The 26,019-nt window shown below is 75.5% G+C and carries 20 protein-coding genes; 6 read left to right on the forward strand and 14 right to left on the reverse strand.

Annotated features, from left to right (window positions below; translation table 11 throughout):
* Positions 1 to 83: 83 nt before the first annotated feature.
* From AB0C78_RS03860 to AB0C78_RS03870, 3 genes are read right to left on the reverse strand one after another with little or no spacing between them, the layout of a single operon-like run.
* Positions 84 to 761: an HAD-IA family hydrolase gene (locus AB0C78_RS03860; protein WP_360741319.1), complete on the reverse strand. Its 678-nt coding sequence runs from the start codon at positions 759 to 761 to the stop codon at positions 84 to 86.
* Positions 754 to 1,863, reverse strand: a complete 1,110-nt coding sequence (locus tag AB0C78_RS03865) for a Gfo/Idh/MocA family oxidoreductase (RefSeq protein ID WP_360741321.1) — start codon at positions 1,861 to 1,863, stop codon at positions 754 to 756. Before AB0C78_RS03865 ends, AB0C78_RS03860 begins: the two co-directional genes overlap by 8 nt.
* Positions 1,860 to 3,011, reverse strand: coding sequence for a DegT/DnrJ/EryC1/StrS family aminotransferase (locus AB0C78_RS03870; RefSeq protein ID WP_360741323.1), 1,152 nt, complete (start codon positions 3,009 to 3,011; stop codon positions 1,860 to 1,862). The genes AB0C78_RS03865 and AB0C78_RS03870 overlap by 4 nt, the downstream gene beginning before the upstream one ends.
* A gap of 190 nt (positions 3,012 to 3,201) precedes the next feature.
* Between AB0C78_RS03870 and AB0C78_RS03875 the strand changes: the two genes are divergently transcribed.
* From AB0C78_RS03875 to AB0C78_RS03895, 5 genes are all read left to right on the forward strand, one after another.
* Complete coding sequence (locus tag AB0C78_RS03875) at positions 3,202 to 3,633, forward strand: type II 3-dehydroquinate dehydratase (protein WP_360741324.1); 432 nt, start codon at positions 3,202 to 3,204, stop codon at positions 3,631 to 3,633.
* Complete coding sequence (locus AB0C78_RS03880) at positions 3,630 to 4,529, forward strand: ROK family protein (protein WP_360741326.1); 900 nt, start codon at positions 3,630 to 3,632, stop codon at positions 4,527 to 4,529. Before AB0C78_RS03875 ends, AB0C78_RS03880 begins: the two co-directional genes overlap by 4 nt.
* On the forward strand, positions 4,513 to 5,562 hold the full coding sequence (locus tag AB0C78_RS03885; RefSeq protein WP_360741328.1) for a 3-dehydroquinate synthase family protein: 1,050 nt from the start codon (positions 4,513 to 4,515) through the stop codon (positions 5,560 to 5,562). The genes AB0C78_RS03880 and AB0C78_RS03885 overlap by 17 nt, the downstream gene beginning before the upstream one ends.
* A gap of 1 nt (position 5,563) precedes the next feature.
* Positions 5,564 to 6,361, forward strand: coding sequence for a shikimate dehydrogenase (locus AB0C78_RS03890; protein ID WP_360741330.1), 798 nt, complete (start codon positions 5,564 to 5,566; stop codon positions 6,359 to 6,361).
* A 79-nt stretch (positions 6,362 to 6,440) separates the two neighbouring features.
* Positions 6,441 to 9,221: a BTAD domain-containing putative transcriptional regulator gene (locus AB0C78_RS03895; protein WP_360741332.1), complete on the forward strand. Its 2,781-nt coding sequence runs from the start codon at positions 6,441 to 6,443 to the stop codon at positions 9,219 to 9,221.
* On the opposite strand, the gene AB0C78_RS03900 is transcribed toward AB0C78_RS03895, so the two are convergent.
* Positions 9,212 to 10,639, reverse strand: coding sequence for an MFS transporter (locus tag AB0C78_RS03900; protein WP_360741334.1), 1,428 nt, complete (start codon positions 10,637 to 10,639; stop codon positions 9,212 to 9,214). The two genes, AB0C78_RS03895 and AB0C78_RS03900, sit on opposite strands and share 10 nt — an antisense overlap.
* A 156-nt stretch (positions 10,640 to 10,795) precedes the next feature.
* Here AB0C78_RS03900 and AB0C78_RS03905 point away from each other — a divergent pair, with 156 nt between their 5' ends.
* Positions 10,796 to 11,353 (forward strand): NAD(P)H-dependent oxidoreductase, encoded by a 558-nt coding sequence (locus AB0C78_RS03905; protein WP_360741336.1) that lies wholly within the window; start codon positions 10,796 to 10,798, stop codon positions 11,351 to 11,353.
* Between the two features lie 64 nt (positions 11,354 to 11,417).
* Here AB0C78_RS03905 and AB0C78_RS03910 read toward each other — a convergent pair whose 3' ends face one another.
* The 10 genes from AB0C78_RS03910 to AB0C78_RS03955 form a co-directional block, all read right to left on the reverse strand.
* On the reverse strand, positions 11,418 to 11,822 hold the full coding sequence (locus AB0C78_RS03910) for a PPOX class F420-dependent oxidoreductase (protein ID WP_360741338.1): 405 nt from the start codon (positions 11,820 to 11,822) through the stop codon (positions 11,418 to 11,420).
* A gap of 50 nt (positions 11,823 to 11,872) precedes the next feature.
* The gene (locus AB0C78_RS03915; RefSeq protein ID WP_360741340.1) at positions 11,873 to 12,757 is read right to left on the reverse strand and encodes an SDR family NAD(P)-dependent oxidoreductase; all 885 of its coding nucleotides are present in this window, start codon (positions 12,755 to 12,757) and stop codon (positions 11,873 to 11,875) included.
* Entirely contained in the window at positions 12,754 to 13,962 is a 1,209-nt protein-coding gene (locus tag AB0C78_RS03920) for a macrolide family glycosyltransferase (RefSeq protein WP_360741342.1), read from the reverse strand. Before AB0C78_RS03920 ends, AB0C78_RS03915 begins: the two co-directional genes overlap by 4 nt.
* Before the next feature lie 49 nt (positions 13,963 to 14,011).
* The gene (locus AB0C78_RS03925) at positions 14,012 to 15,685 is read right to left on the reverse strand and encodes a hydantoinase B/oxoprolinase family protein (RefSeq protein ID WP_360741344.1); all 1,674 of its coding nucleotides are present in this window, start codon (positions 15,683 to 15,685) and stop codon (positions 14,012 to 14,014) included.
* On the reverse strand, positions 15,682 to 17,799 hold the full coding sequence (locus tag AB0C78_RS03930; protein WP_360741346.1) for a hydantoinase/oxoprolinase family protein: 2,118 nt from the start codon (positions 17,797 to 17,799) through the stop codon (positions 15,682 to 15,684). The genes AB0C78_RS03925 and AB0C78_RS03930 overlap by 4 nt, the downstream gene beginning before the upstream one ends.
* The gene (locus AB0C78_RS03935) at positions 17,796 to 19,433 is read right to left on the reverse strand and encodes an ABC transporter substrate-binding protein (RefSeq protein ID WP_360741348.1); all 1,638 of its coding nucleotides are present in this window, start codon (positions 19,431 to 19,433) and stop codon (positions 17,796 to 17,798) included. Before AB0C78_RS03935 ends, AB0C78_RS03930 begins: the two co-directional genes overlap by 4 nt.
* A gap of 35 nt (positions 19,434 to 19,468) precedes the next feature.
* Positions 19,469 to 21,169, reverse strand: coding sequence for an ABC transporter ATP-binding protein (locus AB0C78_RS03940; RefSeq protein WP_360741350.1), 1,701 nt, complete (start codon positions 21,167 to 21,169; stop codon positions 19,469 to 19,471).
* Positions 21,166 to 22,071: an ABC transporter permease gene (locus tag AB0C78_RS03945; protein WP_360741352.1), complete on the reverse strand. Its 906-nt coding sequence runs from the start codon at positions 22,069 to 22,071 to the stop codon at positions 21,166 to 21,168. The genes AB0C78_RS03940 and AB0C78_RS03945 overlap by 4 nt, the downstream gene beginning before the upstream one ends.
* A gap of 5 nt (positions 22,072 to 22,076) precedes the next feature.
* A complete protein-coding gene (locus tag AB0C78_RS03950; protein WP_360741354.1) occupies positions 22,077 to 23,051 on the reverse strand; it encodes an ABC transporter permease in 975 nt (324 codons plus the stop codon).
* 95 nt (positions 23,052 to 23,146) lie between these two features.
* Entirely contained in the window at positions 23,147 to 25,900 is a 2,754-nt protein-coding gene (locus AB0C78_RS03955) for a family 78 glycoside hydrolase catalytic domain (protein WP_360741356.1), read from the reverse strand.
* Positions 25,901 to 26,019: the final 119 nt, after the last annotated feature.

Here is a 26,019-nt window from a genome sequence, read left to right on the forward strand (position 1 = left end):
AGGAAATGCGCGGGCGGATGCGCCCAGTCTCATCAAGGAATGGTCCGGACAATCCCCTAACCGCCCCCCTCAATGGTCCTTGCTCACGTCCGGACCGGGGGAAGCGGCCGGGCCAGCAGGCCGAGCAGGTCGGCGGGGCGGTGCAGCACCGCGTCCGGCCGTTCGGCCAGCAGCGGCGCGGGGTCGCTCTCGCCCCACAGCGCGGCGATCGCGCCGACGCCGGCGGCCCGCGCGCTGCGCAGGTCGGTGACGGCGTCGCCGACCATCACCGCCTCGTCCGGGCGGGCGCCGAGCAGGGCGAGGGCGCGCTCGACGATGTCGGGCGCGGGCTTCGGGCGGGCGACCTCGTCCGAGCCGATCACGTGCTCGAAGTACCCGGCGATGCCGAGGACGCCGAGCAGCGAGCGCGCCCGGGGCCCGCTCTTGCCGGTCGCGACGGCGAGCCGCAGGCCGCGCCGGCGCAGCCCGGCCAGCAGCGGCCCGACGCCCTCGAAGACCGTGACCTCGCCGGCGAGCCGGTAGCTCTCCCGGACGAACGGCTCCTCGATCTCGGGCGGCAGGCCCATGATGCGCATGATGTCGGGGAAGTAGCGGCCGAGGTGCCTGCTGTACTCCTCGAAGGGCGCCGGGCCGTCGCCCATCACCTCGGCGTAGGCGGTCTGGAACGCCCGGCGCATCACGTCGAAGCTGTCCACGATGACGCCGTCCAGGTCGAAGACCACCGCGCGCACCGCGGGGCGGCCGGTGGCACCGTCAGGCATGGCCCGCTCCCGCCGCCACCGGCGTCCGGGCCGCCGGCCGGGCCGAGTCGTACAGCCGGCCGATCGCCGCGATCATCTCCCGTGCGCGCGCGACGGCGGCGCCGCGGCGCCCGGGGTCGGCCAGCAGGGCGGGCAGCTCGTCCAGCTGGCGCGAGTACTCCGCGCCGACCGGCTCCCGGGGGACGGGAACGGGCCGGGCGACGCCGTGCCGGGTGCGCACCAGCGCGGGCGCCTCCTGCCGGTTGGTGCTGAACCCGAACGTGCAGCGCAGCGCGGCCGTTCCGGCGGCGCCCTCCACGGTGATCGCGGTGACGTCGCGGGTCTCGTGCGACGCCCAGCTCGCCCGCAGCGCCACCGAGATGCCGCGGTCGGTCACCAGGAACCCGCGCGCGGTGTCCTCGACGTCGCCGTTCCCCACGGCATCGTCCGCGGCGGCGGCGCCGGGCGCGGCCTGCTTCCAGCGGGCGCGGCGCGTGGGGTCGTTGACGAAGTCGGACGAGACCGCGCCGAGGACCCGGTCGAACGCCGTGGGCCCGAGCAGCGGCTCCACGGCGTCGAACAGGTGCCAGCCGAGGTCGAGCAGCGCACCGCCGCCCGCCTGCTCGCGCCGGACGAACCAGGAGCTCGCGGTGGGCACGCCGTGCGCGCGCACCCACGAGAGGTCGATGTGGCGGATCGGGCCGAGGCCGGCGGCGACGTCCAGCAGCGCCCGGACGTCGGCGCGGTACCGGGCGGCGCTGCCCGCCAGCAGCACCGCGCCGCCCGTCAGCTCGGCCGCCGCGAGCCGGTCCGCCTCGGCGACGCTGAGGCAGACCGGTTTCTCCACGAACACCGGCACGCCCCTGGAGAGCAGCCGGGCCGCGACAGGCGCGTGCAGGTGGTTGGGGACGGCGACCACGGCCAGGTCCACGGTCGCGGGGTCGAGCTCGTCGACCTCCGCGAGCGCGGCCGGCGCTCCCGCCGCGGCGCGCGCGGCCGGGTCGGGGTCGACGACGGCGGTGACGGTGTAGCGCTCGTGCTCGTGCAGCCGGGGCAGCCAGATCCGGCGCCCCGCCCAGCCGAGCCCGACCAGGGCGACGCGGACGCGCGCGGGGCCGGTCACGCCGACCTCACCGCGTCGGCCACGATCTCGGCGACCCGGTGGATCTGGTCCTCGATGCCGAGCAGCGTGCGGTGGTGCAGCCAGATCCCGTCGCCGGTGAGCGCCTCGGCGTTCGGGCAGCGCGCCGCCAGCTCCTCGGCCGTCGCGTCCGGCGCGCCGGTCTCCCAGAACGCGGCGGTGCGGTAGACGGCGCGGAACACCACGAAGGCGGGCACGCCGCGCGCCACGAGCGCGTCGACGAGCGCGTCGCGGCGCTCCCCCGCCAGCTCCGGCACCCGGAACATCGCCATGTAGTGCGGCACCCGGTCGGCGCGGGCGTCGCGCTCCTGGGGGACGACGCCCGGGATCTCGGCGAGCAGCCGGGCCAGCACGGGCGCGCGCCGCTCCCGCGTGTCGATCTGCTCGTCCAGGCGGCTCAGCTGGGCGCGCAGCACCGCGGCGGAGAACTCGTTCAGGCGGAAGTTCGAGCCCGACGTCCGGTGGTGGTAGCCGCGGTCGTCGCGCGGGCGGCCGCAGCTGTGCCGCAGGAAGCCCTCCTCGTAGGAGTCGCGGTCGGGGAAGGTGACCGCGCCGCCCTCCCCCGCCGTCATGAGCTTGCCGTTCTGGAAGCTGTAGGCGGCGATCGTGCCGAACTCCCCGACGCGGCGGCCGTTCCAGCGGGCCCCGTGCGCGTGCGCGGCGTCCTGGACGAGCGGGACGCCGCTGTCGGCCGACAGCTTGGCCAGCGCGTCCATGTCGGCGAGCTGCCCGGCGATGTGCACCGGCATGATCGCCCGGGTGCGCGGCCCGACCGCCGCCGCGGCGGCCGCCGCGTCCAGGTTGTAGGTGCCGGGGTCGACGTCCACGGGCACCGCGACCGCGCCGAGCCGCTGCACCGCCTGCGACGAGGAGATGAAGGTGAAGGCCGGCACCAGGACCTCGTCGCCCGAGCCGATCCCGAGCACCTGGAGGGCCAACTCCAGCGCGTGCGTGCCGTTCGTCACGGCGAGCGCGTGCGCGGCGCCCTCGTGCTCGGCGAACTCGCGCTCGAAGGCGTCGACCTCCCCGCCGCCCATGCGCCACCACTGGCCCTGCTCCAGCGCGCGAACCAGCCCGTCGCGTTCCCGCTCGTCGTACTGCGGCCACTCCGGCAATCCGATATCAGTCACGTGCTCCACATCCTCCGGGTCATGCGTTCCGGCCGTTTCACAAAGCGTCCCCAGCGGGGATTTCATCGGCACGGTACCCAAGCCAGGAGGGCATTTCCCATCCCCTATCACACCCCCTATATTTCCCTTGCCCGAATGTCGCGCGACGATTCCGCGCAGCAAATGCGCAGCGCATGTTATAACGGCGGACGTGCAGTTGCTTTTGCTGAACGGACCGAATCTGGGGATTCTCGGGCGCCGGGAACCGGGGATCTACGGGACCGACACGCTGGCCGACGTCGAGGCGTCCGTCCGCGCCGAGGTGGCGGCGCGCGGCTGGGAGGTGGTGGCGGTGCAGCGCGAGTCGGAGGGCGCGCTGATCGAGACGTTGCACGCCCGGTGGGACACCGTCGGCGCGATCGTGAACCCGGGCGCGCTGATGATCGCCGGGTGGGGGTTGCGGGACGCGCTGGCCGCCTACCCGCGCCCGTGGATCGAGGTGCACCTGTCGAACGTGTGGGCGCGCGAGTCGTTCCGCCACGAGTCGGTGCTGGCCCCGGTGGCCGACGGGGTGATCGTCGGGCTCGGGTCGCTCGGCTACCGGCTCGCCGCCCGCGCCCTGCTCGCGCTGGTGCCGGAATGACCCGCCTCGGGATCGACGTCGGCGGGACCAAGGTCGCGCTCCGGCTGGCCGCCGCGCACCGGCCGCCGCGCGACGCCGCGTTCCGCTGGCCGGCGCCGGCGGACCCCGCCGCGGACTGGGCGACCCTGGCCGGGGAGGTGGCGCGGCTGCGGGCCGGAGCGGACCCGCCGATCTCGGCGGTCGGGGTCGCGCTGCCCGCCGCCGTCGACGCCGCCGGGCGCGTCACCGCCTGGCCCGGCCGCCCCGCCTGGGCCGGTATCGACGTGGGAGCGCGGCTGCGCGCCCTCTTCCCCGGCGCCGCAGTGCGCTGGGCCGACGACGGCGACGTGGCGGCGCTCGCGGAGGCCGAACGGGCGGGAGCGCGGAGCGTGGTGTACCTCGGGGTCGGCACGGGCGTCGGCGGGGGCGCCGTGCTGGACGGCCGGCCGGTGCCCGGATGCGAGGCGGGCCACCTCGTCGTCGACCGGTCGGCGCGGGAGGAGCGGTGCGACTGCGGCCGGTTCGGCTGCGTCCAGGCCGCCGCTTCCGGTCCCGCGATCCTGCGGCGGGCGGCCCGGCTGCGGGGCTCGCCCGTCCCGTTCACCGGGCTCCGCGACGGGCTGGCGGACGGGGCGCGGTGGGCGGCGGCCGCGCTGGAGCCGGCATGGGACGCGCTCGCAGCAGCCGTCACGGGCCTCGGCGAGCTCCTGCATCCCGAGATCGCCGTGATCGGCGGCGGCGTCGCCGCGAGGCTGCCCGGCTTCACCGAGGCGGTCGCCGAGCGCGTCGCGGGCTACGCCCGTCCGGGGTACGCGCCGCCGTCGGTGCGGCCCGCGGCGCTGGGCGCGCTGTCGTCCCTGCACGGGGCACTGCTGCTGGCGGAGCGGGAGGAGGCCCGGAGTGACCGGACGGGATGAGAGGACGGCCACGGCGTCGCGGTGCGTGGACGTGGCGTTGGGCGAGCGCTCCTACCAGGTGCGCATAGGGCCCGGGATACGCGCCGCGCTCCCCGGCGTCATCGCCGGGATCGGAGCGCGGCGGGCCGTGGTCGTCTCGGCCAGGCCCGAGGAGTGGACGCCCGATCCCGGGGTGCCGTCCACGGTGCTCCCCGTGCGCGACGGCGAGACCCACAAGACGCTGTCGCAGGTGGAGGAGCTGTGCCGTCGCTTCGCCGATCTCGGGCTCACTCGGTCGGACGCGGTCGTGTCGTGCGGCGGCGGCACCGTCACCGACCTGGTGGGGCTCGCGGCGGCGCTCTACCACCGGGGCGTCCCCGTCGTGCATCTGCCGACCTCGCTGCTGGCGCAGGTGGACGCGAGCGTCGGCGGCAAGACGGCGGTGAACCTGCCGCACGGCAAGAACCTCGTGGGGACGTACTGGCAGCCGCGCGCGGTCCTCTGCGACACCGACTACCTCGCGACGCTCCCCCGCCGCGAGTGGATCAACGGGTACGGGGAGATCGCGCGCTGCCACTTCATCGGCGCGCCCGGGCTGCACGGGCGTCCGGTGGACGAGCAGATCGCGGCGAGCGTGGCGCTCAAGGCGTCGGTCGTGGCCGCCGACGAGCGCGACGCGGGGCGGCGGCACGTGCTGAACTACGGGCACACGCTGGGCCACGCGCTCGAACGCACCACCGGCTACCGGCTGCGGCACGGGGAGGCGGTCGCGATCGGCACGGTCTACGCGGGACGGCTCGCCGGCCGTCTCGGCAGGATCGGCCCGGCCCGCGTCGCCGAGCACCAGGCCGTCGTCGCGGCGTTCGGGCTCCCGACCGGCCTGCCCGCGGACGCCGACCGGGACGCGCTCCTGCGCCTGATGCGGCTGGACAAGAAGGCCGCGGACGGGCTCGCGTTCGTGCTGGACGGCCCGCGCGGCGCCGAGCTGGTGACGGGCGTGCCGGAGTCCGAGGCCGCCGCCGCGCTCGCGGAGATGCCGGCCGGAGAGGACTGACATGGGGCGCATCACCGGCACCACCCGGCTGCTGGCCGTCCTCGGCGATCCGGTCGAGCAGGTGCGGGCCCCGGCACTGGTCAACCCGCTGCTGGAGCGGCTCGGCCGGGACGCGGTGCTGGTCCCGGTGCACGTCCGGCCGGCGGACCTCGCCCCGGTGGTGGACGGGCTGCGGCGCGTCGGCAACCTCGACGGCCTGCTGGTCACCGTGCCGCACAAGATCGAGATCTGCCGGTACGCCGACGAGCTGGCCCCGGCGGCCGCGTTCACCGGCAGCGCGAACGCCCTGCGCCGCGAGCCGGACGGCCGCTGGCGCGCCGACAACTTCGACGGCGTCGGCTTCGTCCGCGGGCTGCGCGCGTGCGGTCACGTTCCGGAGGGCACGCGCGTCGCGCTGGTCGGCGCGGGCGGAGCGGGCACCGCGCTGGCGGCGGCGCTGCTGCAGGACGGGGCGGCGCACCTGTCGGTCTGCGACACCGACGCCCGGCGCCTCGACGCGCTGCTCGCCCGCCTCGACCTGCGCTGGCCGGGCCGCGCGTCCGGCTCGGCCGTCCCCCGGGTCGAGGACGCGGACATCGCCGTCAACGCCACTCCCCTCGGGATGCGCGCGGGCGATCCACTGCCGTTCGACCCCGCCCTGGTACCGCCGGGCGGCGTGGTCGCCGACATCGTCATGAGCCCCGCCGAGACGCCGCTGCTGCGGGCCGCGGCCGCGCTCGGGCGGGCGGTCCATCACGGGTTCCACACGCTCGATCACCAGCTGGAGTGTTACGCGGCCTACTTCGGCCTCGCGGGTTGACCGCTTCCCATTGCAGCTAATTTCGATAGAATTAGTATGAAATACCCGCCAAGACGAGACGGTCGACAGGGGGACCCCCTTGCGATTCAGCCTGCTCGGTCCGCTGGAGGTGGTGCGGGACGGCCGGCCCGTCCCGCTCGGAGGGGTCAACCAGCGCGCGGTCCTGGGCTACCTGCTCCTGCACGCCGGGACCGTGGTGTCCACCGGCGACCTCATCCGCGCCCTGTGGCACGATCCCGTGCCCCCCACCGCGCGCAAGATGGTGCAGAACGCCGTCGCCGGGGTGCGCCGCGCGCTCCCCGCCGACGGCTCCTGCGCGCTGGAGACCGCCTCGCCCGGATACCTGCTCCGCCTCGACCCCGGCCTCATCGACGTCACCCGTTTCCGGACGCTGGTGGAACGGGGCCGCGCCGACTTCCGCGCGGCGGCGTGGGAGCCCGCGGCCCGGCGCCTGCGCGAGGCCCTCGCGCTGTGGCGCGGCCCCGCGCTGGCCGACGTCCTCGACTCCGTCACCGCGTGGCCCGAGCTGACGGCGCTGGAGGAGGCGCGGCTCGCCGCGCTGGAGGACTGCCTCGAGGCCGAACTCGCCCTCGGCCGCCACCACGAGCTGATCGGCGAGATGACGTCCCTGGTCGACGAGGAGCCCGCGCGCGAGCGGCTGTGCGGCCTGCTGATGCTGGCGCTCTACCGAGGCGGGCGCCAGCGCGAGGCCCTCGCCGTCTACCAGGATCTCCGCGACGTCCTGCGGGACGGCTTCGGGCTGGACCCGGGCCCCGAGCTCAAGCGGCTGGAACGCGACATCCTGAACCAGGACCCGCGCCTCGCCCTGACGACGGCCCCCGCCAGGGCGGGCGGCCCCGTCCCGGAAAGCGCCGCTCCCGGCGCGGCAGGTCCAGAGAGCGCGGCGGAGGCGGAGAGCGCGGCGGACCGCCCCGCGACTGCGCCGCCGTCAAGGACGCCATGCGGAAAGGCCGCCGACGGGCGCGACCGGCTGCCCGGCGACGGCCGCGCCGGGGACGCCGAGCGTCCCGTGTCCGAGCGCAAGCGGGCCAGCGTCCTGCTGGTCCGCACCCGCGTGGACGTGGTGCACGGCTCGTCCGAATGCGTCGACGAGACCCTCGACGACCTCGCCCGGGTCATCGCCGAGGAGGCCCGCCGCTTCGGCGGGGCCGTGCGCGAGACGCTCGGCTCGGTCCGCCCCGTGCTGTTCGGCTTCCCGCGCTCGCACGAGGACGACCCGGAGCGCGCCGTCCGCACGGCCCGCGCCGTCCGCGCGCGGGTCGCCGACCGGGTCGCGGAGTTCCTCGACGTCCGGATCGCCGTCGCCACCGGCGACGTCCTCGCGACCTACCGGGACGAGCACGACCCCTCCCCCGCGCAGCTGGCCGGAACGGTCCCGCACTCCGCCGAGCGGCTGCTGGCCCACGCGCCGCCCGGCGGTATCCGGGTCTGCCCGGTGACCGCCCGCGCCGCCGGCCTGCACGCCGCGCCGGAGGACGACCCGGCCAGCGGCGTCCCCGTCGCACCCGGGCATGGACCGCTGCCGTGGACGCCCGTCCCGGCGCGCACCGGGCCGCTGGTCGGCCGGGACCGGGACCTGGAGATCCTCCGCGGCCTGCTCGGCGACGCGCGCCGCCGGCAGCGCCCGCACCTGGTCACCGTCCTCGGCGAGCCCGGCATCGGCAAGAGCCGCCTGATGGCCGAGTTCGCCGCGGACCTCCCCGGGCCCGTGCTCGTCGGCCGCACCCCGCCGTACGCGGGCGGGGTCCTCGCCCCGCTCGCCGACGCGGTGCGGTCGCGGCCGGACGGCGCCGAGGCGGCCCGGCTGATCGAGCGCCTTCCCGCCGAGGCCGGAGCCGCCGCCTGGCGCCGGCACGTCGCCGACCTCGCGCTGGACGGCCCCCTGACGATCGTCCTGGAGGACCTGCACCGCGCCGGCACGGTCCTGCTGGACCAGGTCGAGGACCTGACCGAGCAGCTCGCCCGGGTGCCGGTCCTCATCGTGGCGACGGCCCGGCCCGAACTGCGGCAGCGCAGGACGCGCTGGGGATGCGGCAAGCGCGACGTCACCACGCTCACGCTGGACCCGCTGCCCGACGACGAGGTCCGCGCACTCCTGCCCCGGCCCGCCGACCCCGTGCTGCTCACGCTGGTCGGCGGCAACCCGCGGCACGCCGAGGAGTACGCGCGGGCCGTGCGCGGCGACACCGGCGACGCCGGCGACGGCGCCTACGACGGCGCGCCCGTCCCCGGGCCGCTGCGCGCCCTCGTCGCCGCCCGGATCGACACCCTGCCGCTCCCCGAACGGGCCGTCCTGCGGGACGCCACGACCTTCCCGGAGAGCGGGTTCCGGGCCGAGGGCGTGGCCGCCGTCTCCGCCCGCACCATCGAGGAGACCGCCGAGGTCCTGCACGCCCTGGAGCGCAAGGACTTCCTCGTGCGGCGGCCGCCGGACCGCTCCGGCGCGCCGGAGTACGCCATCAGGCAGCCGCTCCTCCGCGAGGTGGCCCATGCCCAGTTGCCGCGCAGCCAGCGGATCGCCCGGCACCGGCGCGCCATCGACTGGGTCGGCACGCTGCCTCCGGACCAGGCCGACCTGCTCGTCCACCACTACCGGCTCCTGGTGATCCTCAACTCGCCCGACCTGGCGTACGACACGGCGCGGCAGGCCCATCACGTGCTTCTCGCCGCCGAGCGCCGGGCCGCCGCGGCGGGCGCCCACGACACCGCCGCCCGGTGCCGGCGCGCCGCCCACGACCTGCGCCGCGGACGGGCCCGTCCGGCGCCGTCCTGGGCCGCCGCGTTCCACCGTCCGCTGCCCCGGCGCGTGGACGGGCCACCGGTCGCCACCTACCGCTGAGCCGCCGCGGGGCCGTCCCGCGACAGCAGCAGGGCGATCACCAGCGCGAGCGCGAGCAGCACCGCGCCCGCGGCGAAGCCGATCCGGTACCCGTGCGTCAGCGCGGCCGGCCCGTCCGCCGCTCCGGCGTGCCGGGTCCCGGCCGCGGCCAGCGCCGCCATGCCCGCGAGCCCCAGCGCACCGCCGACCTGCTGCGCGGTGCCGATCACCCCGGAGCGGACCCCGGAGTCCGCGGCGGACGCGCCCGTCATCGCGAGCGCGGTGGCCGCCGGCAGGACCAGGCCCGCCGAGACGCCGAGCGCCAGCATCGCGGGCAGCACGTCCACCGTGTAGGTGCCCGACACCGGTGCCCGCGCCAGCCAGCCGAACGCCAGGATCCCGGCGGCGAGCCCCGCCGGCAGGACGCGACCGACCCCGAAGCGGACGATCAGCGGCTCCGCGAGCGCCAGCGAGGTCGCCCCGATCACGGCCGACGCCAGCAGGTAGGCGAGCCCGGTCTCCAGCGGGTCAAGGCCGAGCACCTCCTGCAGGTACAGCGTGACCAAGTACTGGAAGCCGAACATCGCGCCGACGAACAGCGCCTGCAGCGCGTTCCCTCCCGTCCAGGCCCGGGAGCGGAAGACCGCCAGGTCCAGCAGCGGGGCCGCGGCCCGCCGCTGGCGCAGCACGAAGCCCGCGAGCAGGGCGAGCCCCGCCGCGGCCGGCAGCGCGGTGACCGCCGCGCCGGAGCCGCCGGGCCCGAGGGAGCCGATCGCGAAGACCAGGAGCATCAGCCCGGCGGTGACCAGTGCCGCGCCCAACAGGTCGGCGCCCGCCTCCCAGCCGATGCCGCGGTCCGGGCGCAGCGTCCGGCGGCCGAAGAGCAGCAGCAGCGCGCCGATGGGCACGTTGACCAGGAACATCCACGGCCACCCGAGCAGTTCGGTGAGCACCCCGCCGCCGAGCGCGCCGACCGACCCGCCGCCCGCCGCGACGAAAGCGATCACCGTGATGGCCCGGACCCGCTCGCGGCCCTCGGGGAACAGCACGACCGCCATGCCGGTGATCACCGAGCCCGCCATCGCGCATCCGACGCCCTGCACGAACCGCGCGACCACCAGGGCCGTCGCGCTACCGGCCGCGCCGCACACCGCCGAGGCCGCCGTGAACACCGCGATGCCGCCGAGGAACACCCGCCGCCGCCCGAGCAGGTCGCCGAGCCGGCCGCACAGCAGCAGGAGCCCGCCGAACGCGACCAGGTACCCGTTGACGACCCAGGACAGCTGCGCGCCGGCGAGGCCGAGGTCGGCGCGGATCCGCGGCAGCGCCACCGCCACCCCCGTCCCGTCGACGATCAGCATCAGCTGCCCGGTGGCGAGCACCGCCAGGGCGGGCCAGGGGGAGCGCCCGGTCCGTACCGCGGTCTCCGCGACGTCCATCCCGCCTCCCATTCTTTTGCCGTGATCGTGCCACCCGGAGCCCCATTCGGAAAGAAGGAACATCGATGTAACCACGGGAAGGAAAAGTGCCTTCTTCCGCCCTTCTCGGAGACTGGTTAAGGATGGACTCGACCCGAAGCACAGGGAGTGGAAGAAATGACGAAGATCGCCATTATCGTGGGCAGCACCCGGCCGGGCAGGATCGGGCGGCCGGTGGCCGAGTGGGTGCACAAGGTCGCGGCCAAGCGCACCGAGGCCGAGTACGAGATCGTCGACCTCGCCGAGCAGGGCCTGCCGCTCTACGACGAGCAGATCCCCGCGGCCGTCGGCCAGTACGCCGGCGAGCACACCAAGCGCTGGGCCGGGGTCGTCGCCGGGTACGACGGGTTCCTCGTCATCACGCCGGAGTACAACCACGCGCCGCCCGCCGCGCTGAAGAACGCGTTCGACTTCGTGCACGCCGAGTGGGCGAACAAGGCGGTCGGCTTCGTCGGTTACGGCGCCGTCGGCGCCGCCCGGGCCGTGGAGCAGCTGCGGCTGGTCGCGACGGAGCTGAGCGTGGCGTCGGTGGCCGCGCAGGTCACCCTGCTCATCCCGGGCGACTTCCCGAACTACCCCGAGTTCGCCCCGCAGGAGTTCCGGGAGGCCGAGCTGGAGCGCGTGCTGAACCAGCTGGAGTCCTGGTCGAAGGCGCTGGCCACCGTCCGGCAGTGACCCCCGCGCGGCGAGGGCGGGCACCCGGCCGGGTGCCCGCCCTCGCCGCCGCACGGCCCGGAGGTCACTTCGCGGGCTCCGGCGGGAACGCGATGACCTTGTGCGGGACGATGCGGACGACCACCCGCGAGACGTCGTCGACGTCGTGGACCTCGTCGAGGTACTTCAGCGTGAGCTCGTCGGCCAGCTCCTTGCCGCCGCCCTCCAGGACCTCCGCGGTGCCGCGGATCTCGATCGAGGTGACCGGGTTCTCGATGTCGAACACCGAGAGGTTGACCCGCGGGTCGCGGGAGATGTTGCGCTCGGTGCGGCGGCCGGCGTGCGTCACGAACAGCAGGGAGTCGTCCTCGTCGCGCTTGATGAGCACGATCGAGGAATGCGGGCTCCCGTCCTCGTTCACGGTGGCGACCACGGGGAAATTCTTGTTGTCGACGAATGCCCGGGTCTTCTCATCGAGTTTCTCAGCCATGCGGCAAAGGTATATTCGGGAACGGTCCCCGGACTCCCCTGATCACCCCCCTATTCGTCCGGTCCGGGAGGGGCGGCGTCCAGCCACCGGCCGATGACCGCCGCGGCCGCCGCGCCGTCCACGTCCGCGAGTTTCCGCGCGACGAGAAGACGGGCGCCGGCGGAGGTCTGGCAACGGAACGGCGGGGCGTCCGACGCCAGGAGATCGGCGATCGCGGACGCGACCTCGTCCGCCGTCTGTACGGCGGGCAGCCCAGGCAGCGCACCCTGCCCCGCTGCCGCGTTGTCGACGTACTGCCGCAGGACCCGCTCGTACGGACCGGCCCCGGCGAAGACGCGCGCCCAGTCCGTCTTCCGGACGGCGTCGGTGTCGATCGGCCCGGGCTCCACGACCGACACCGCGACCCCGACGCGCCGCGCCACGGGCGCGAAGCCTTCGAGGATCCCTTCGAGCGCGAACTTCGACCCGGCGTAGGCCTCCTGGAACGGCAGCCCGAGCACGCCCGCGACGCTGCCGACCGCGATGAACCGGCCGCCGGCCGCGCGCAGGTGCGGGAGGCCGCTCTTGAGCAGCTTGACCGGGCCGAACACGTTGACCTCGAACATCCTGCGGTAGCTCGCGAGGTCCTCGTTCTCGAACGTGTCGACGCCGGTGACGCCGGCGTTGCTGACGACGGCGTGGAGGCCGCCGTGGCGGGCCGCGACACCGTCCACGAACGGCGCGATCGACGCCTCGTCGGTGACGTCGAGCTCCGCGACGTGGATCTCGGCGCCGGACCGAACGGTCAGGGCGTCGAGGCCCGCGACGCGGTCGAGCGAATGGACGGCCGCCACGACCCGGTGGCCGCGCTCGGCGAGCGCGACGGCCGTGCTCGCCCCGACCCCCGACCCGGCGCCGGTGACGATCACCGCTCCGGCGGGCGGCCGCGCGGTCACGGCGCCTCCTTCCGGGCCGGGACGCCGAGACGGGCCTCGATGACGTCAGCCGCGCGCCCCGCGCCCCCGGCGGCCCGGGCGTGCGCCTGGAGCTCCAGCATCCGCCGGACCACCGCGGCGTCCGACGCGACCGCGGTCGCCTCGGCGACGAGCCTGTCCGCGTCCAGTTCGGCGGGGTCGATCACGCGGCCCGCGCCCAGCTCCACGGTCCGGTCCGCGTACGGGAGGAAGTCGGGGGCCGGGGGGACGATGACGACCGGCGTCGCGGTGTACCAGGCCTCGACCAGCGAGCCGCTGCCGCCGTGGGTCACGAACACGTCCGCGTGCTCGAGGACGCTGACGTTGGACACCCAGCGATGGACCTCCACGTTCGGCGCGAGACCGGCGAGCCGCTCGACGTCGGCGTCGCCGAGGCCGTCTCCCACGCTCACGACGACATGCCACGCCGTCCCGGCGAACGCGCGGGCCACCGTCTCGAAGAATCCGGCGTCGCCGTTGCGGACGCTGCCCAGGGACACCAGCGCCACGCGGCCGGCGCCCGCCGGCGGGGTCCAGGCGCCCAGGAAGTCGCGCTTCTCGACGCTCGGCCCGACGAACACGACCTGCTCGGGGTCGAAGGTCTCGTGCTCGGGCTGCATGCGGGGCGGGACGAACGAGATCGTCAGCTCCCGGACCCGCCGGGTGCTCCACAGGAAGTCCTCCAGCCGGTCGCCGAGCCCGAGCCCGGCGAGCGCCTCGGCGATCTCCTCGACCGGGTCCGCCAGCCGGTGGCCGGGCGCGAGGCGCTCCATGTGGTCGAAGTAGGAGTAGTGCTCGTTCGACACGACGCTCGGGGTCAGCAGGACGGGCGGCAGCCCCCACAGGCCGGACAGGAGGCGTCCCGCCTGGAAGGCCGCCTCGTCGTAGGCGACGGCGTCGGGGCGCTCGTCGCCGAAGTGCTCGCGCGCGGCGCGCAGGATCTCCAGGTTCTCGCGGAAGAACGCGCGGGTGGCCGCGGCCGGGTCGTCCTCGGCCAGGCTGGCCAGGGGGTTCAGGGAGGGGTAGGTGACGACCTCGGCTCCGAAGCGCCGCACCCGGTCGGCGGGGCCCCCGGCCACCACGTAGGTGATCCGGTGCCCGCGCCGGACCAGCCGGTCGACGAGGTCGAGCTTCGGCAGCACGTGCCCGTTGGACGGGATGTCGAGGACGAGGAGGTGCAGGGTCATGGCGATGCTCCGATCCGCCGCCGCGCGGCACGTCAGGGGAAGAGGCACGTCAGGGGAAGAGTCCGTACACGTCCCGCGCGGCGGCCTCCGACACCAGGCCGTCGCGGACGTCCGCGAGGACGGCTTCGCGCGGCCGTTCGCGGGGGTCGCCGTAGCCGCCGCCACCGGAGGTGTGGATCTCGATGACGTCGCCGCGCTCCAGCACGAGCGTGCTGTTGGTGCGCGGCACCGTGACCCGCCCGTCGCGGTGCCGCACGACGCCGCGGTTCGCCGGGGCGGGCAGGCCGCCCGCCAGGCCGTACGGCACCGTCTGCTCCAGCGCGCCCGAGCCGATGCAGACGACGCGGACGCCGTCCTGGTCGATGCGCCACCGCGAGAACCCGCCGAGCCCGCCGCGCCACCGTCCCGCGCCCGCCGAGTCGGTCGCGAAGCCCTGGTGCAGGATGGTCGCGGGCGCGGCGAGCTCGTGCAGCTCGACGTCCACCTCGCGGCCGCCGCCCATGGCGACCGGCGGCCCGATCGCGTCCCATCCGTCGAACCCGAGCACGGCCCCGGAGCCGCCCTTGAGCGCGCCGGTGGCACCGAACGGCCGGCCGGTCCGCTCGTCGATCCCGACGGCGGCGAACGCGTACCCCCGGCACCAGCCCGCGTGGGTGAGCGCCGGGTCGGCCTGGGCGAGGGCCAGCCACACCGTCTCCACGATCGCCTCGCACGCGGTGATCGTGCACAGCGTGGTCGCGGCGGGCTCGACCGCGTGCGCGATCGTGCCGGGACGGGTCAGCACGTCGATCGCCGAGAGGGCGCCGCTGGTGCGGCGCTGCGCGGGGTCGGTCACCGCGAACAGCGCGACGAGCGCCGAGGCGACGGTGTTGGCGCGGGTCGAGTTCGCGTACCCGGTCACCTGCGGGTCGGACCCGGTGAAGTCGAGGACGGCGCGCTCCCCCGCCACGGTGAGCCGGAGCCGCACCGCGATCGGCTCGCGGTGGTGCTCGCCGCCGTCGTCGAGATGGCGAACGGCCTCGTACACCCCGTCCGGCCAGCGGGCGATCTCCGACCGCATGTGCCGGGCTGCGGCCGCGAGCTGGAACCGCACGGCCTCCAGCACCGGTTCGACGCCGAACGCGTCGAGCATCGCGACCAGCTCGCGCTCGCCGAGCGCGGCCGCCCCGATCTGGCAGTGCAGGTCGCCCTCGACCGCGTCGCGGAGCCGGAGGTTCAGCAGGATCAGGTCCCAGACGTCGTCCTGCCGGACGCCGCGCCGGTACAGCCGGACGGGCGGGATCCGGAGCGCGTCCTCGTAGCAGTCGCGGGCGCCGGGGTTGTAGCCGAGCTCGCCGCCGCTGCCGCCGACGTCGGCGTGGTGACCCTTGGTCGCGGTCCAGAAGCGGAGCACGCCGCGGTGGAAGACCGGTTTGAGGACGGTCACGTCGGGCGGGTGGTTGTTGCCGTGGTACGGGTCGTTGAGCACGAAGACGTCGCCTTCGCCGACGTCGCCGGCGAACTTGGCGAGGACGCCCTCGTAGGCGCTGGGCAGCGACCCGGCGAGGACGGGGATGAAGTCCTTGGTGGCGATCCACGCGCCGCCGGCGTCGAAGATCCCGGTCACGAAGTCGCGGCTCTGGAACGCCGCGGACCGGCAGGACCTCAGCATCGCGTCGGCCATCCGCGCGGCGATGGCGTGCAGCCGGTTGTCGACCACCGAGGCCAGGATCGCCGCCGTCACCGGACCGCCTCCTTCACGCCGCGCAGCGCGGCCAGCACCTCGGCCCGTTCGCGGTCGGCCGCGAACATCAGGGTCGTTCCGCCTGCGGTGACCTCGTACGCGAACCCGGGCGGGACCACGATGGTCGTGCCCGAGCCGGCCAGCAGGGCGGGCCCGTCCTGGCGTTCGTCCACCGGCTCCGCCTCCAGGCTCCGGACGGGCACCTCCTGGAAGGCGCCGTCGAACCAGGCCCGCTGCGACTCTTCGCCCGCCCGTGCGCGGACAGCCGCCGGAACGCCCGTGGACGAGGGCGAGGGGATGGACGCGCGCGCTTCCAGCCGGAGGTTGACCAGTTCCGCGGGCGCTTCCGGCTGCGCGAAGCCGTACAGCCGTTCGTGGCTCTGGTGGAAGGCGGCCATGAGCCCGTCCAGCGCCGCGGCGCCGTCGCGGGTTCCGGGCGGGAACGGCACCGTGACCTCGTGGACCTGGCCGACGTACCGGACGTCGGCCAGCCGGGTGAACCGGAGGTCCGCCGGCGCCGGCCCGCCGCCCGCCGAATCCGCCCTCGCGCGGTCCTCCAGCCCGGCGAACGCGGCGGCGACCTCGTCGGGATCGGCTCCGGTGGCGCGCGGGTCGCGCCCGCGCCCGAGCAGCGTGTGCACGTAGTAGCGGACCAGGTCGGCGCGGAGCATGCCGCGGGCGCACAGCACCGACGCGCCCGCCGGCACCACGACCAGCGGGATTCCCAGGTCGCGGGCCAGCTGGACCGCGTGCACGGGCCCGGCGCCGCCGGCCGCGACGAGCGCGAGCCGGCGCGGGTCCAGCCCGTGCCGGGCGATCACCAGCCGCAGGCCGTCGGCCATCTCCGCGTCCACCGCGCGGCGGACGCCCGCCGCCGTCTCGACCGTCCCGAGCCCGAGGCGCCGCCCCAGGTCCCCGATCGCGCGGGCGGCCAGGTCCGCCGACGGGTCGAGGCCGTCCCCGAACCCGCCCGCGAGATGCCCGAGGAGCAGGTCGGCGTCGGTGACCGTCGCGTCCCGGCCGCCGCGCCCGTAGCAGGCCGGGCCGGGGTCCGCCCCGGCGCTGGCCGGGCCGACGCGCAGCAGGCCGCCAGGGGTCGTCCAGCCCACCGAGCCCCCGCCCGCGCCGATCGTGGCGATGTCGAGCATCGGCACCGAGACGGGATGGCCCGCCGGTTCGGCACGCGTGGTGATCCCCGTCGCGCCGTCCGTCGACAGGCTGACCTCGAAGCTCGTACCGCCCATGTCGATCGTCAGCGCCTCGGGCACCCCGAACTCGGCCACGACGCGCGCCACGGCGGCGGGCGCCCCCGCCGGCCCCGACAGGAGCGTGTCCACGGCCCGCTCGGCGGCCCGGTGCAGGTCCACGACCCCGCCGTTGGACTGGACGATCAGCACCCGCCCGGCGTGGCCGAGGTCCGCCAGGCGCCGTGCCAGCCGGTCCAGGTGGTCGCGCAGCACCGGGCCGACGTAGGCGTTCAGCACCGCCGTCGAGGTGCGTTCGTACAGCCGGACCTCGGGCGCCACCCGCGACGACACCGACAGGAACGTCCCGGGCAGCTCCGCCGCGAGGATCCCGGCGGCCCGCCGCTCGTGCGCGTCGTTGAGGTAGGAGAAGGCGAAGGCGACGGCGACCGCCTCGACGCCGGCCTCCCGGAACCGCCGCGCCGCCCGCCGCACGCCCTCCTCGTCCAGCGGCACCGTCACCTCGCCGGTGCGGTCCACCCGCTCCCGGACGGTCTCGATCAGGTGGCGGGGCACGAGCGGCGCGGGCGGCGCCGACCGCGACTCGAACTGCTCGGCACGCGCTCCCTGCCGGGCGAGCAGGACGTCGCGCAGGCCCTCGGTCGCCAGCAGCCCGGTCCGCGCGCCGGTACCGGTGACCAGCGCGTTGGTGGTGATGGTCGTGCCGTGGACGATGACGCCGGTGCGGGCGAGCAGCCCGGCGAGCGGCAGCCCCGCCTTCTCGGCCAGCCCTTCGAGGCCCGCGACGACCCCGTCCGCCGGCTCGTGCGGCGTGGAGCCGGTCTTGTGGTCCAGCTCCACGCCGTCCGGGCCGAGCAGCGCCAGATCGGTGAACGTGCCCCCGACGTCCACGGCGATGCGGTAGGTCACGACAGCCAGACGTCCTGCAGGGTGGGCAGCCGGGAGTCGGCGTCGAGGGCGAAGCCGTGCACCTTCTTGCCGACCGCGACCACGGCGGTGTCCTCCACCAGCGGCGTGTACAGCCCCTGGGAGATGATGCGCTGCTGGGCGTCGGCCAGGATCTTGGCGCGGGCGGCCTCGTCGGTGGTGGTCGCCTGCTTCGCCAGCAGCGGCTGCAGCGGGGCGTCCTGGACGTTGTAGAAGTTCGGCGGCGCAGTGCTGAACGTGCCGAGCAGGCTGACCCCGGCGTCCAGGCCGCCGGCGACGCCGGACAGGAACAGGTCCCACTTGTGCGCCTTCAGCGCCTCCACCGACTGGGCCGCGGTCGCGAGCTGCGGTTTCAGCTCCACGCCGATCTTCTTGTACTGGGCGGTGACGAGCTCGACGAGCGGCTGGTCCCACGGGTTGCCGCGGTCGAGCCAGCCGAGGGACAGGGTGAGGCGCTTGCCGCCCTTGGCCCGGATGCCGTCGCCGCCGGGAACCCACCCAGCCTTGTCCAGGAGCGCCGCCGCTGCCTTCTGGTCCGGCTTGAGCAGGGCGCTCTCGTCGGCGTGACCGACGACCGCGCCGGTGACGACGCTGTTGGGCACACCCCACTCGGGGGTGAGCAGCGTGTCGCGGATCTGACCGGTGTCGACGGCCTTCACCAGCGCCTGCCGGACGGCCGCGTCGTCCAGCGGCGCGCGGTCGGCTCCGGTCACCACCAGGCCCTCGGCGAGCCGCGGGTTGCGCTGCGCGACGATGGAGAACCCGGCCTTGCGCACCGGCGCGATGTCGGACGGGTTGAGCGCGCCGGCGAGCTGCACTTGGCCGGTCTTCAGCGCGCCGGTGCGGACGCTCGGCTCGGTGATCACCTTGTAGACGACCTTGTCGAGGTAGGCGTCCCCGTCGTGCTTGGCGTTCTGCGGCCCCCAGGCGTAGCCCTTGCGCTTGGTGAGCACCACCTGGCTGTTGCGCGTGTACGACCGGAGCACGAACGGGCCCGTCCCGACGATCTTGTCGAAGCGGTCGGCGACCGGCAGCGCGAGCGTCTTCGGGGCGAGGATGCCGAAGGCGGTGCCCGCCGCCCAGAGCGGCCACGTCGGGTACGGCTTGGCGAAGTGCTGGACGACCGTGTGCTCGTCGGGCGCGTCGGTCCCCTTGTAGCCGCCCTGCTCCAACAGCGAGACGGACGTGGAGCCCGCGGCCTTGGCCTTGTTGGCGATGACGTCGTCGAAGTTGTCCTTGACGACCTTCGCGGTCAGCGGCGTGCCGTCGGAGAAGGTGACGCCGCTGCGGAGCTTGAAGGTGAACTCCGTGGCGTCGGCGTTGGCCTTGAACGACTCGGCGAGCCAGGGAACGGGCTTCTTGGTGGCCGGGTCGAGCGCGAGCAGCGAGTCGACGATGGGGCGCGAGACCTCCCGGACGAGCGGCGTGACGGCGCGCGGGTCGATGCTGACCGGGTCGCCGGCGAGCGCGACGGTGAGGGTGCCGCCCGCCTTGGGCGGACCGCCCGCTTTGGAGCCCCCGTCCGACGAGCCGCCGCCGCACGCGGCCAGCAGCAGCGCCGCGGCCGCGACGGCCGGCGTTATTTTGAATATTCCGACCGTTTTTATCTGGAACACGGTCCGGGTTCTCCTTGTCGTGATGGCCGGCCGCGTCAGCGGCGGCCGGGGATGGCGTCGAGCAACTCCCGCGTGTGGCCGTGCCGTGCCGCGGCGAAGATCTCCTCGGTGGGGCCGGACTCGACCAGCCGGCCCCGGTGCAGCACGCCCACCTCGTCCGCGATGTGCCGGACCACCGCCAGATCGTGGGAGATGAACAGGTAGCTCACGCCGAGCCCGGCCTGGAGCGCGGCGAGCAGGTCGAGGATCTGGGCCTGCACGGAGACGTCGAGCGCGGACACCGGTTCGTCGCACACGACGAGCTCGGGGTTGAGCACGAGCGCCCGCGCGATCGCGACGCGCTGGCGCTGCCCGCCGGACAGCTCGGCCGGCCGGCGTCCCAGCACCGAGGCCGGCAGCGCGACGAGATCCAGCAGCTCCCTGGCGCGGGCGCGGCGTTGCGCCCGCGAGCCCAGCCCGAACGACGCCAGCGGGTCGGTGACGATCTGCTCGACCGGCCGCCGCGGGTCCAGCGACGCGAACGGGTTCTGCTGGACGATCTGCATCCGGCGCCGCAGCAGGCGCTGCGCGGCGCCCCGCGTCCCGGTGATGTCCTCCTCGCCGAGGAGCACGCGCCCGCCGGTCGGGTCGGCCAGCCGGAGGATCAGCCGCGCCGTGGTGGACTTCCCCGATCCCGACTCGCCGACCAGCCCGTAGGTCCGCCCCCGGGGGATCGTGAAGCTCACTCCGTCGACGGCCCGGATCGCGGTGGCGCGCCCGGCGGCGCGGGGCGGCCGGAACTCCTTGACCAGCTCCTCGACGCGCAGGACGGGCACGTCCGAACCGTCGCCCGTCTCCCGCCCGTCGCCCGTCTCCGGTGGGCGGGCGGGGCGCGGGTCGGCGAACGGGTCGCCGGGGGCGCCGCCGGGGACCGCGGTCAGCCGTACCCGGTGCGGGCGCGGCGTCTTGGCGAGGCCGGGCGCGGCGTCGATCAGGGACCTGGTGTAGGGGTCGCGGGGGTCCGACAGCACATCGCCGGCCGTGCCCTGCTCCACGATCGCGCCGGAGCGCATCACCAGGACGCGGTCGGCGCGCTCGGCGGCGACGCCGAGGTCGTGGGTGATCAGCAGCAGGCCGGTGCCCGACTCGCGGACCAGCGCGCCGATGTGGTCGAGGATGCGGCGCTGCACCGTGACGTCGAGCGCGCTCGTCGGCTCGTCGGCCACGATGAGCCGGGGGCGCGCCGCGATGGCGATCGCAATGAGGGCGCGCTGGCGCATGCCGCCCGACAGCTGCGACGGGTACTGCCGCGCCTGGACCGCGGGGTCGGGGAGCCCGGCGTCGGCGAGCAGCTCCAGCGTGCGGGTGCGGGCGGTACGCCGGTCCGCGCCTCCCGACAGCCGCAGCGCCTCGGCGACCTGCGCGCCGATCCGCTGCACCGGGTTCAGCGAGGTGCCGGGGTCCTGCGGGATGAGCGCGATCTCCCGGCCGCGTACCTCGCGCCACCGGCGTTCGGGCAGTCCGGCGAGGTCCCGGCCGTCGAAGCCGATGCGCCCGCGCACGACGCGGGCCGACCGCGGGAGCAGGCCGAGCAGCGCGTACGCCGTCGTCGACTTGCCCGATCCGGACTCGCCGACGATCGCGACCGTCTCGCCCTCCCCCACCGCGAAGCTCGCCGCCTCGACCGCGCGGACGGGCCCGCGGCGCGCGCGGTAGTGCACCGCCAGGTCCTCGACCTCCAGGAGACGCGGGCTCATCGCCGTCCCGTCCTTTCACCGTCGAAGGCGCGCGACACCCGGTTGGCGGCGAGGACGGTCAGCGCGACGACCGTCCCCGGCAGGAGGGACAGCCACCAGGCGCTGCCGAGGAAGTCGCGCCCGGAGGAGACGAGCGAGCCCCATTCGGGCGTCGGCGGCTGGGCGCCGAACCCCAGGAAGCTGAGCGTGGTCACGCCGAGGATCGCCTCACCGAACAGCAACAGCGTGAGCACCCACACCGGACCCATCGAGTTCGGCAGCACGTGGCGGAGGACGACGCGCGTCCACCGCGCCCCGCCGGTCCGGGCGGCCTCCACGAACCCGCTCTCGGACACGCGCAGCACCTCGGCGCGCATCACCCGCGCGGTGCCGGCGACGGCGGCCACGCCGATGGCGATCCCGACGTCGAGCGTGTCGCCCTTGCCGAGCACCGAGACCAGCATCAGCGCCAACAGCAGGCCGGGGATCGCGAGCAGCACGTCCAGAAGGCGCATGATCACCAGGTCGGCCGCGCCGCGCAGGAACCCCGCCAGCAGGCCGAGCAGCGTGCCCGCGCCGAGGCCGATCGCCGTGGCGAGCGCCGCCGCCGGCAGCGTCCGGCCGGTCCCGTGGACGGTCTCGGCGAACAGGTCGCGGCCGAGCCGGTCGGTGCCGAACGGATGGCCGGGCGAGGGGGCGTGCAGGTGCGCGGCGGTGTCGACGGCCAGCGGGTCGCCGGGCGCGAGCAGCGACGGCGCGACGGCCGCGACCACGACGAGGCCGACCCAGAGGAGGGCCAGGGCGAGGCCGGGGTCGCGCAGCAGGTGCGCCAGCGAGCGCAGCAGGGCGCCCGCGGTCCGTGGCGCGGGCCCTGGTTCCGGGAAGCGCTCGCCGGCCGGCAGGGCGACGTCGGTGACCGACATCCCGCTCACCCCCGCCCCGCGAGACCGGGCAGGGCGAAGCGCCCGGCGGGGCGCCGCGCGACCGCGAGCCGCGGATCGAGGACCTGGTAGAGCAGGTCGACGGCGAGGTTGACGGTGACGAACACCAGCGCGCCCAGCAGCACCACGCCCTGCACGACGGGCAGGTCCTCGGCGGCCACCGCGCCCTGGGTGACCTGGCCGAGGCCGTTGCGGGAGAACACCGCCTCGACCACGATCGCGCCGGTCAGCAGCCCGCCGACGAGCAGCCCCGCGAGCGTCAGGGCGGGCAGCGCGGCGTTGCGCAGCACGTGCCGGACGTTCACCCGCAACGGCCCCGCGCCCTTGGCGCGGGCGACGGCCACGTAGTCCTTGCCGAGCTCGTCGCCCATGCTCTTCGCCAGCACCTGCCCGATGAGGGCCGCGGGCTGGACGGCGATGGTGACGGCGGGCAGCACCAGCCCCCGCAGGCCGCCCTCCCCGATGGCGGGGAAGACATTCCAGGTGAAGGAGAGCCACTGCAGGAGGAGCAGCCCGATGACGAAGGCCGGGATCGCGACGCCGAGGGGCGGCAGGCTCAGCAGCGCCCGCCGGAGCCGGCGGGAGCCGGTCACGGTGGCCAGCACCGCCAGACCCGTCCCGAGGAGCACCCCGAGGACGAGCCCCGCCCCCGCCACCGCCAGCGTCGGCGGGAGCGCCCGCCCGATCAGGGACGTCACCGGCTCACCGGACTGGAGCGAGCGCCCGAGGTCCCCATGCAGCGCCCCGCCGAGTTTGGTCAGGTACTGCTCCATCAGCGGGCGGTCGAGGCCCATCTCATGCCGGAGCTGAGCGAGCTGCTCCGGCGTGACGCTGTTGTTCGCGCCGGCCGCGATCGCGGCCGGGTCGCTCGGCAGCGCATACAGGACGGCGAACGAGAGCGTGTACGCCGCCCAGAGCACGAATAAGCCCTGGAGCACTCGTCCGCCCAGAAACCGCGCCATCGATTCGAAGCCCTTCCTCCGCCGGCGGTTCCGGCGATTCCGATCCATGCCCAGGCTGCCGTGAACGGCAGATGCGGAACCCCTTCCGCGGCCCCCTACGCCACCCCTGAATCGGCGGGCGCCGCCCGCGCGGCGAACGCATGGGCGCCGGGGCCGGCCTCCGCCCGCGAGCCGTCGGGGAGCACCACCTCGGCCGTCGTGCCGGGCGGGACCGTGACCTCCAGCGAGAACCGGCCCCGCTCGGCGCGCCACCCGGCCTCGATCCGCCCGTAGGGGCAGTCGTACGCCACCTCGGCCCAGGTCAGGCCGCCGCCCGGCCGCGGCTCGACCCGGAACCGCCGGTAGGCGGGCAGCTCGGGGTCGAGGCGCACGCCGGCGACGTGGCCGTGCAGGAACTCGACGACGCTCGCCCGCGTCGGCATGTTCAGCGCCAGCATCGTGGCGCCGTTCGGGGCGATGCCGTCCCAGGTCTCCCAGAACGTGGTGCCGCCGTTGTCGATGACCGACATCCAGGACCGCGGCCCGGAGCGCAGCAGCAGTTCGTAGGCGAGGTCGAGGTGGCCGTTGTCGGCGAGGACGGGCAGCAGCAGGTGCGTCGTCGGCAGCCCCGTGCCGGGCCGCGTCCCGGCGGCGCGGATCAGCTCCGCCAGCCGGTCCGCGGTCCGCGCCCGCAGCGCCTCGGGCACCAGGCCGTAGGCGAGCGCGCGCAGGTGCGTCGCCTGGGTGTCGCAGGCCAGCCGCCCGTCGGCGGTGATGAACTCGGCCTGCCACGCGGCGCGGACGTCGTCGGCGAGGCGCCCGTACCGTTCGGCGTCCGCGGTCCGGCCGAGGACGCCCGCGATCCGGGACAGCAGCCGGGCCGACCGGTGGAAGTAGGCGGTGGCGAACGCCGCGTGGTCGCGGGCCTCCATCTCCTCGACGACGGCGGCGGTGAAGGAGTCCAGGTCGGTGGCCCAGGTGGTGCGCCGCCCGCCGAGCGACGCCGGCCGCCGGGGCGACACCGGGCGCTGCGGCGGCGCGGGTTCGAGGTGCTCCCCGAAGTGGTAGCCGGTGTCCCAGAGGAACTCCTCGTGCGGCGCCGGGACGGGCCGCGCCGCGCGCCGGTCGGGGTGCCGGCGCTCCCGCGCGATCCGGGCCACCCGGTCGACCCACGCGGTCATCGACGGGTACTGCCGTTCCAGCAGGCCGTCGTCGCCGTAGGCCCGCCACGTCTCCCAGGGCACCACCACGGCCGCGTCGCCGAAGCCCGCCTGGCCGTGCGGGATGGCGAACCGCGCGGTGAGGCTGCGCGGGCCGAGGGGGTCGGGCGCGTAGTTGCGCACCGTCCCGTCCGGCCACTGGTCGGCGGCGAGGTCCGCCAGCCACTTGGCGCTCAGCCCGGACACGTCGTTCAGCAGCCGGGCGCCCCGGATGTTCCACCCGAAGTCGGTCCATCCGGCGAGCTCGCGGGTGATCTCGGCCGTCGGGACGTCGCACGCCTGGTTGCGGTAGGTCCAGTAGGCGATCTCGTGGAGCCGGTCGAGGCGCGCGTCGCTGCACCGGAACCAGCCCGTGCGCGGGAGGTCGGAGCTCACCGCGACCGCGGTCACGGCGCCGGCGGCGAGCGGGCCGGGATGCCCGTCGACGCGCAGGTAGCGGAAGCCGTGCCGGGTGTGCCGCGGCTCGAAGGCCGGGCCGTCCGGGCCGGCCGAGACCACCCGGTCGGTCTGGATCCCGCGCGCCGGCGTGTACCAGTGCAGGGTGGCCTGCCCGCTGGCGGTGTTGACGTCGCTGCCGTCCGGGGTGAGCGCCTCGGCGTGCGTCAGCGACAGCACCGTGCCGCGCGGTCCGAGGTCAGTGAGCCGCACCCATCCGCCGAGGTTCTGGCCGAAGTCGACGATGTGCCGGCCCGGCTCCGGCCGGGTGATCGCGACCGGGCGCAGTTCCTGGAGCCGCCGGACCGGCGGAGCAGGCGAGGAGACCAGCCGGGCCGCCGGACGCTCGTGCACGGCGACCGGTGCCCAGCCGCTCCCGACCGGCCCGGGGGCGCTCCACCCGGCCGGCTCGTCGCGGAGGTCGGCGGCGACGCCGTCGAAGAAGTCGGCCGCCTTGACGGCCCCGACCGCCGACCGCCAGCGCGGGCCCGTCCCCACCACCGTCGAGGTCCCGTCCTCGTGGTCGGCGTGCAACTGGACCAGCAGCGCGGTGCGGTCTCCGAACCCGTCGGGAAGGCGATGGTAGGAGGTCCGGCCGCGGAACCAGCCGTCGCTGAGGACCGCGCCGAGCACGTTGGCGCCGACGCGGACGGCCGCGGTCACGTCGTACGCCTGGACGTGCAGGTGGTCGCGGTAGGCGGTGAAGCCGGGGGCGAGTTCGGCGTCCCCGACCCGTTCGCCGTTCAGGAACAGCTCGTACAGGCCGCACGCCGTGGCGTACACCCGCGCCCGGACCACCGGGCGGTCGACCGTGAACTCGCCGCGCAGCAGGTAGCCGGGCCGGAAGCCCGCCGGCGGCACCTCGTCCTCCGCGGGCCCGACCCACGCGGCGGCCCAGTCGTCCGGTTCAAGCAGGCCCATCTCCCAGGCGGCGGGCTCCGACCAGGCGCTGGTGCCGGCGTCGGTGCGGACCCGCACCGCGCATCGCACGGGCTCCCGCGACGCGAGCGGCGGGCCGCCATAGGGGACGAACAGGCTGCGGTCCGAGGCGACCCATCCGGTGTCCCACGGCCGGTCGCCCGCCCGGCCGCGGATCCGGTAGGCCCGCTGCGTCCGGCTCCCGGACGGCAGCCGCCAGCTCAACCGGGGGAACCGCTCGGTGAGCCCCAGCGCGGCGGGCCGGTGCTCCAGCCGCAGATCGGTCGGCGCGGACACACCTCACCCCCTTTCGGACCATTCCTGATCGCGTGTGGGCACAGGAAAGCACGGGACGGGGTGGTAACAGCAATGTTCCTTCTTCCGGCGCCGCCGCCCACCGCCTACGTTTGGCGACT

The organism is Actinomadura sp. NPDC048394 (assembly GCF_040651755.1).
GTDB classification, from domain to species: domain Bacteria; phylum Actinomycetota; class Actinomycetes; order Streptosporangiales; family Streptosporangiaceae; genus Spirillospora; species Spirillospora montaniterrae.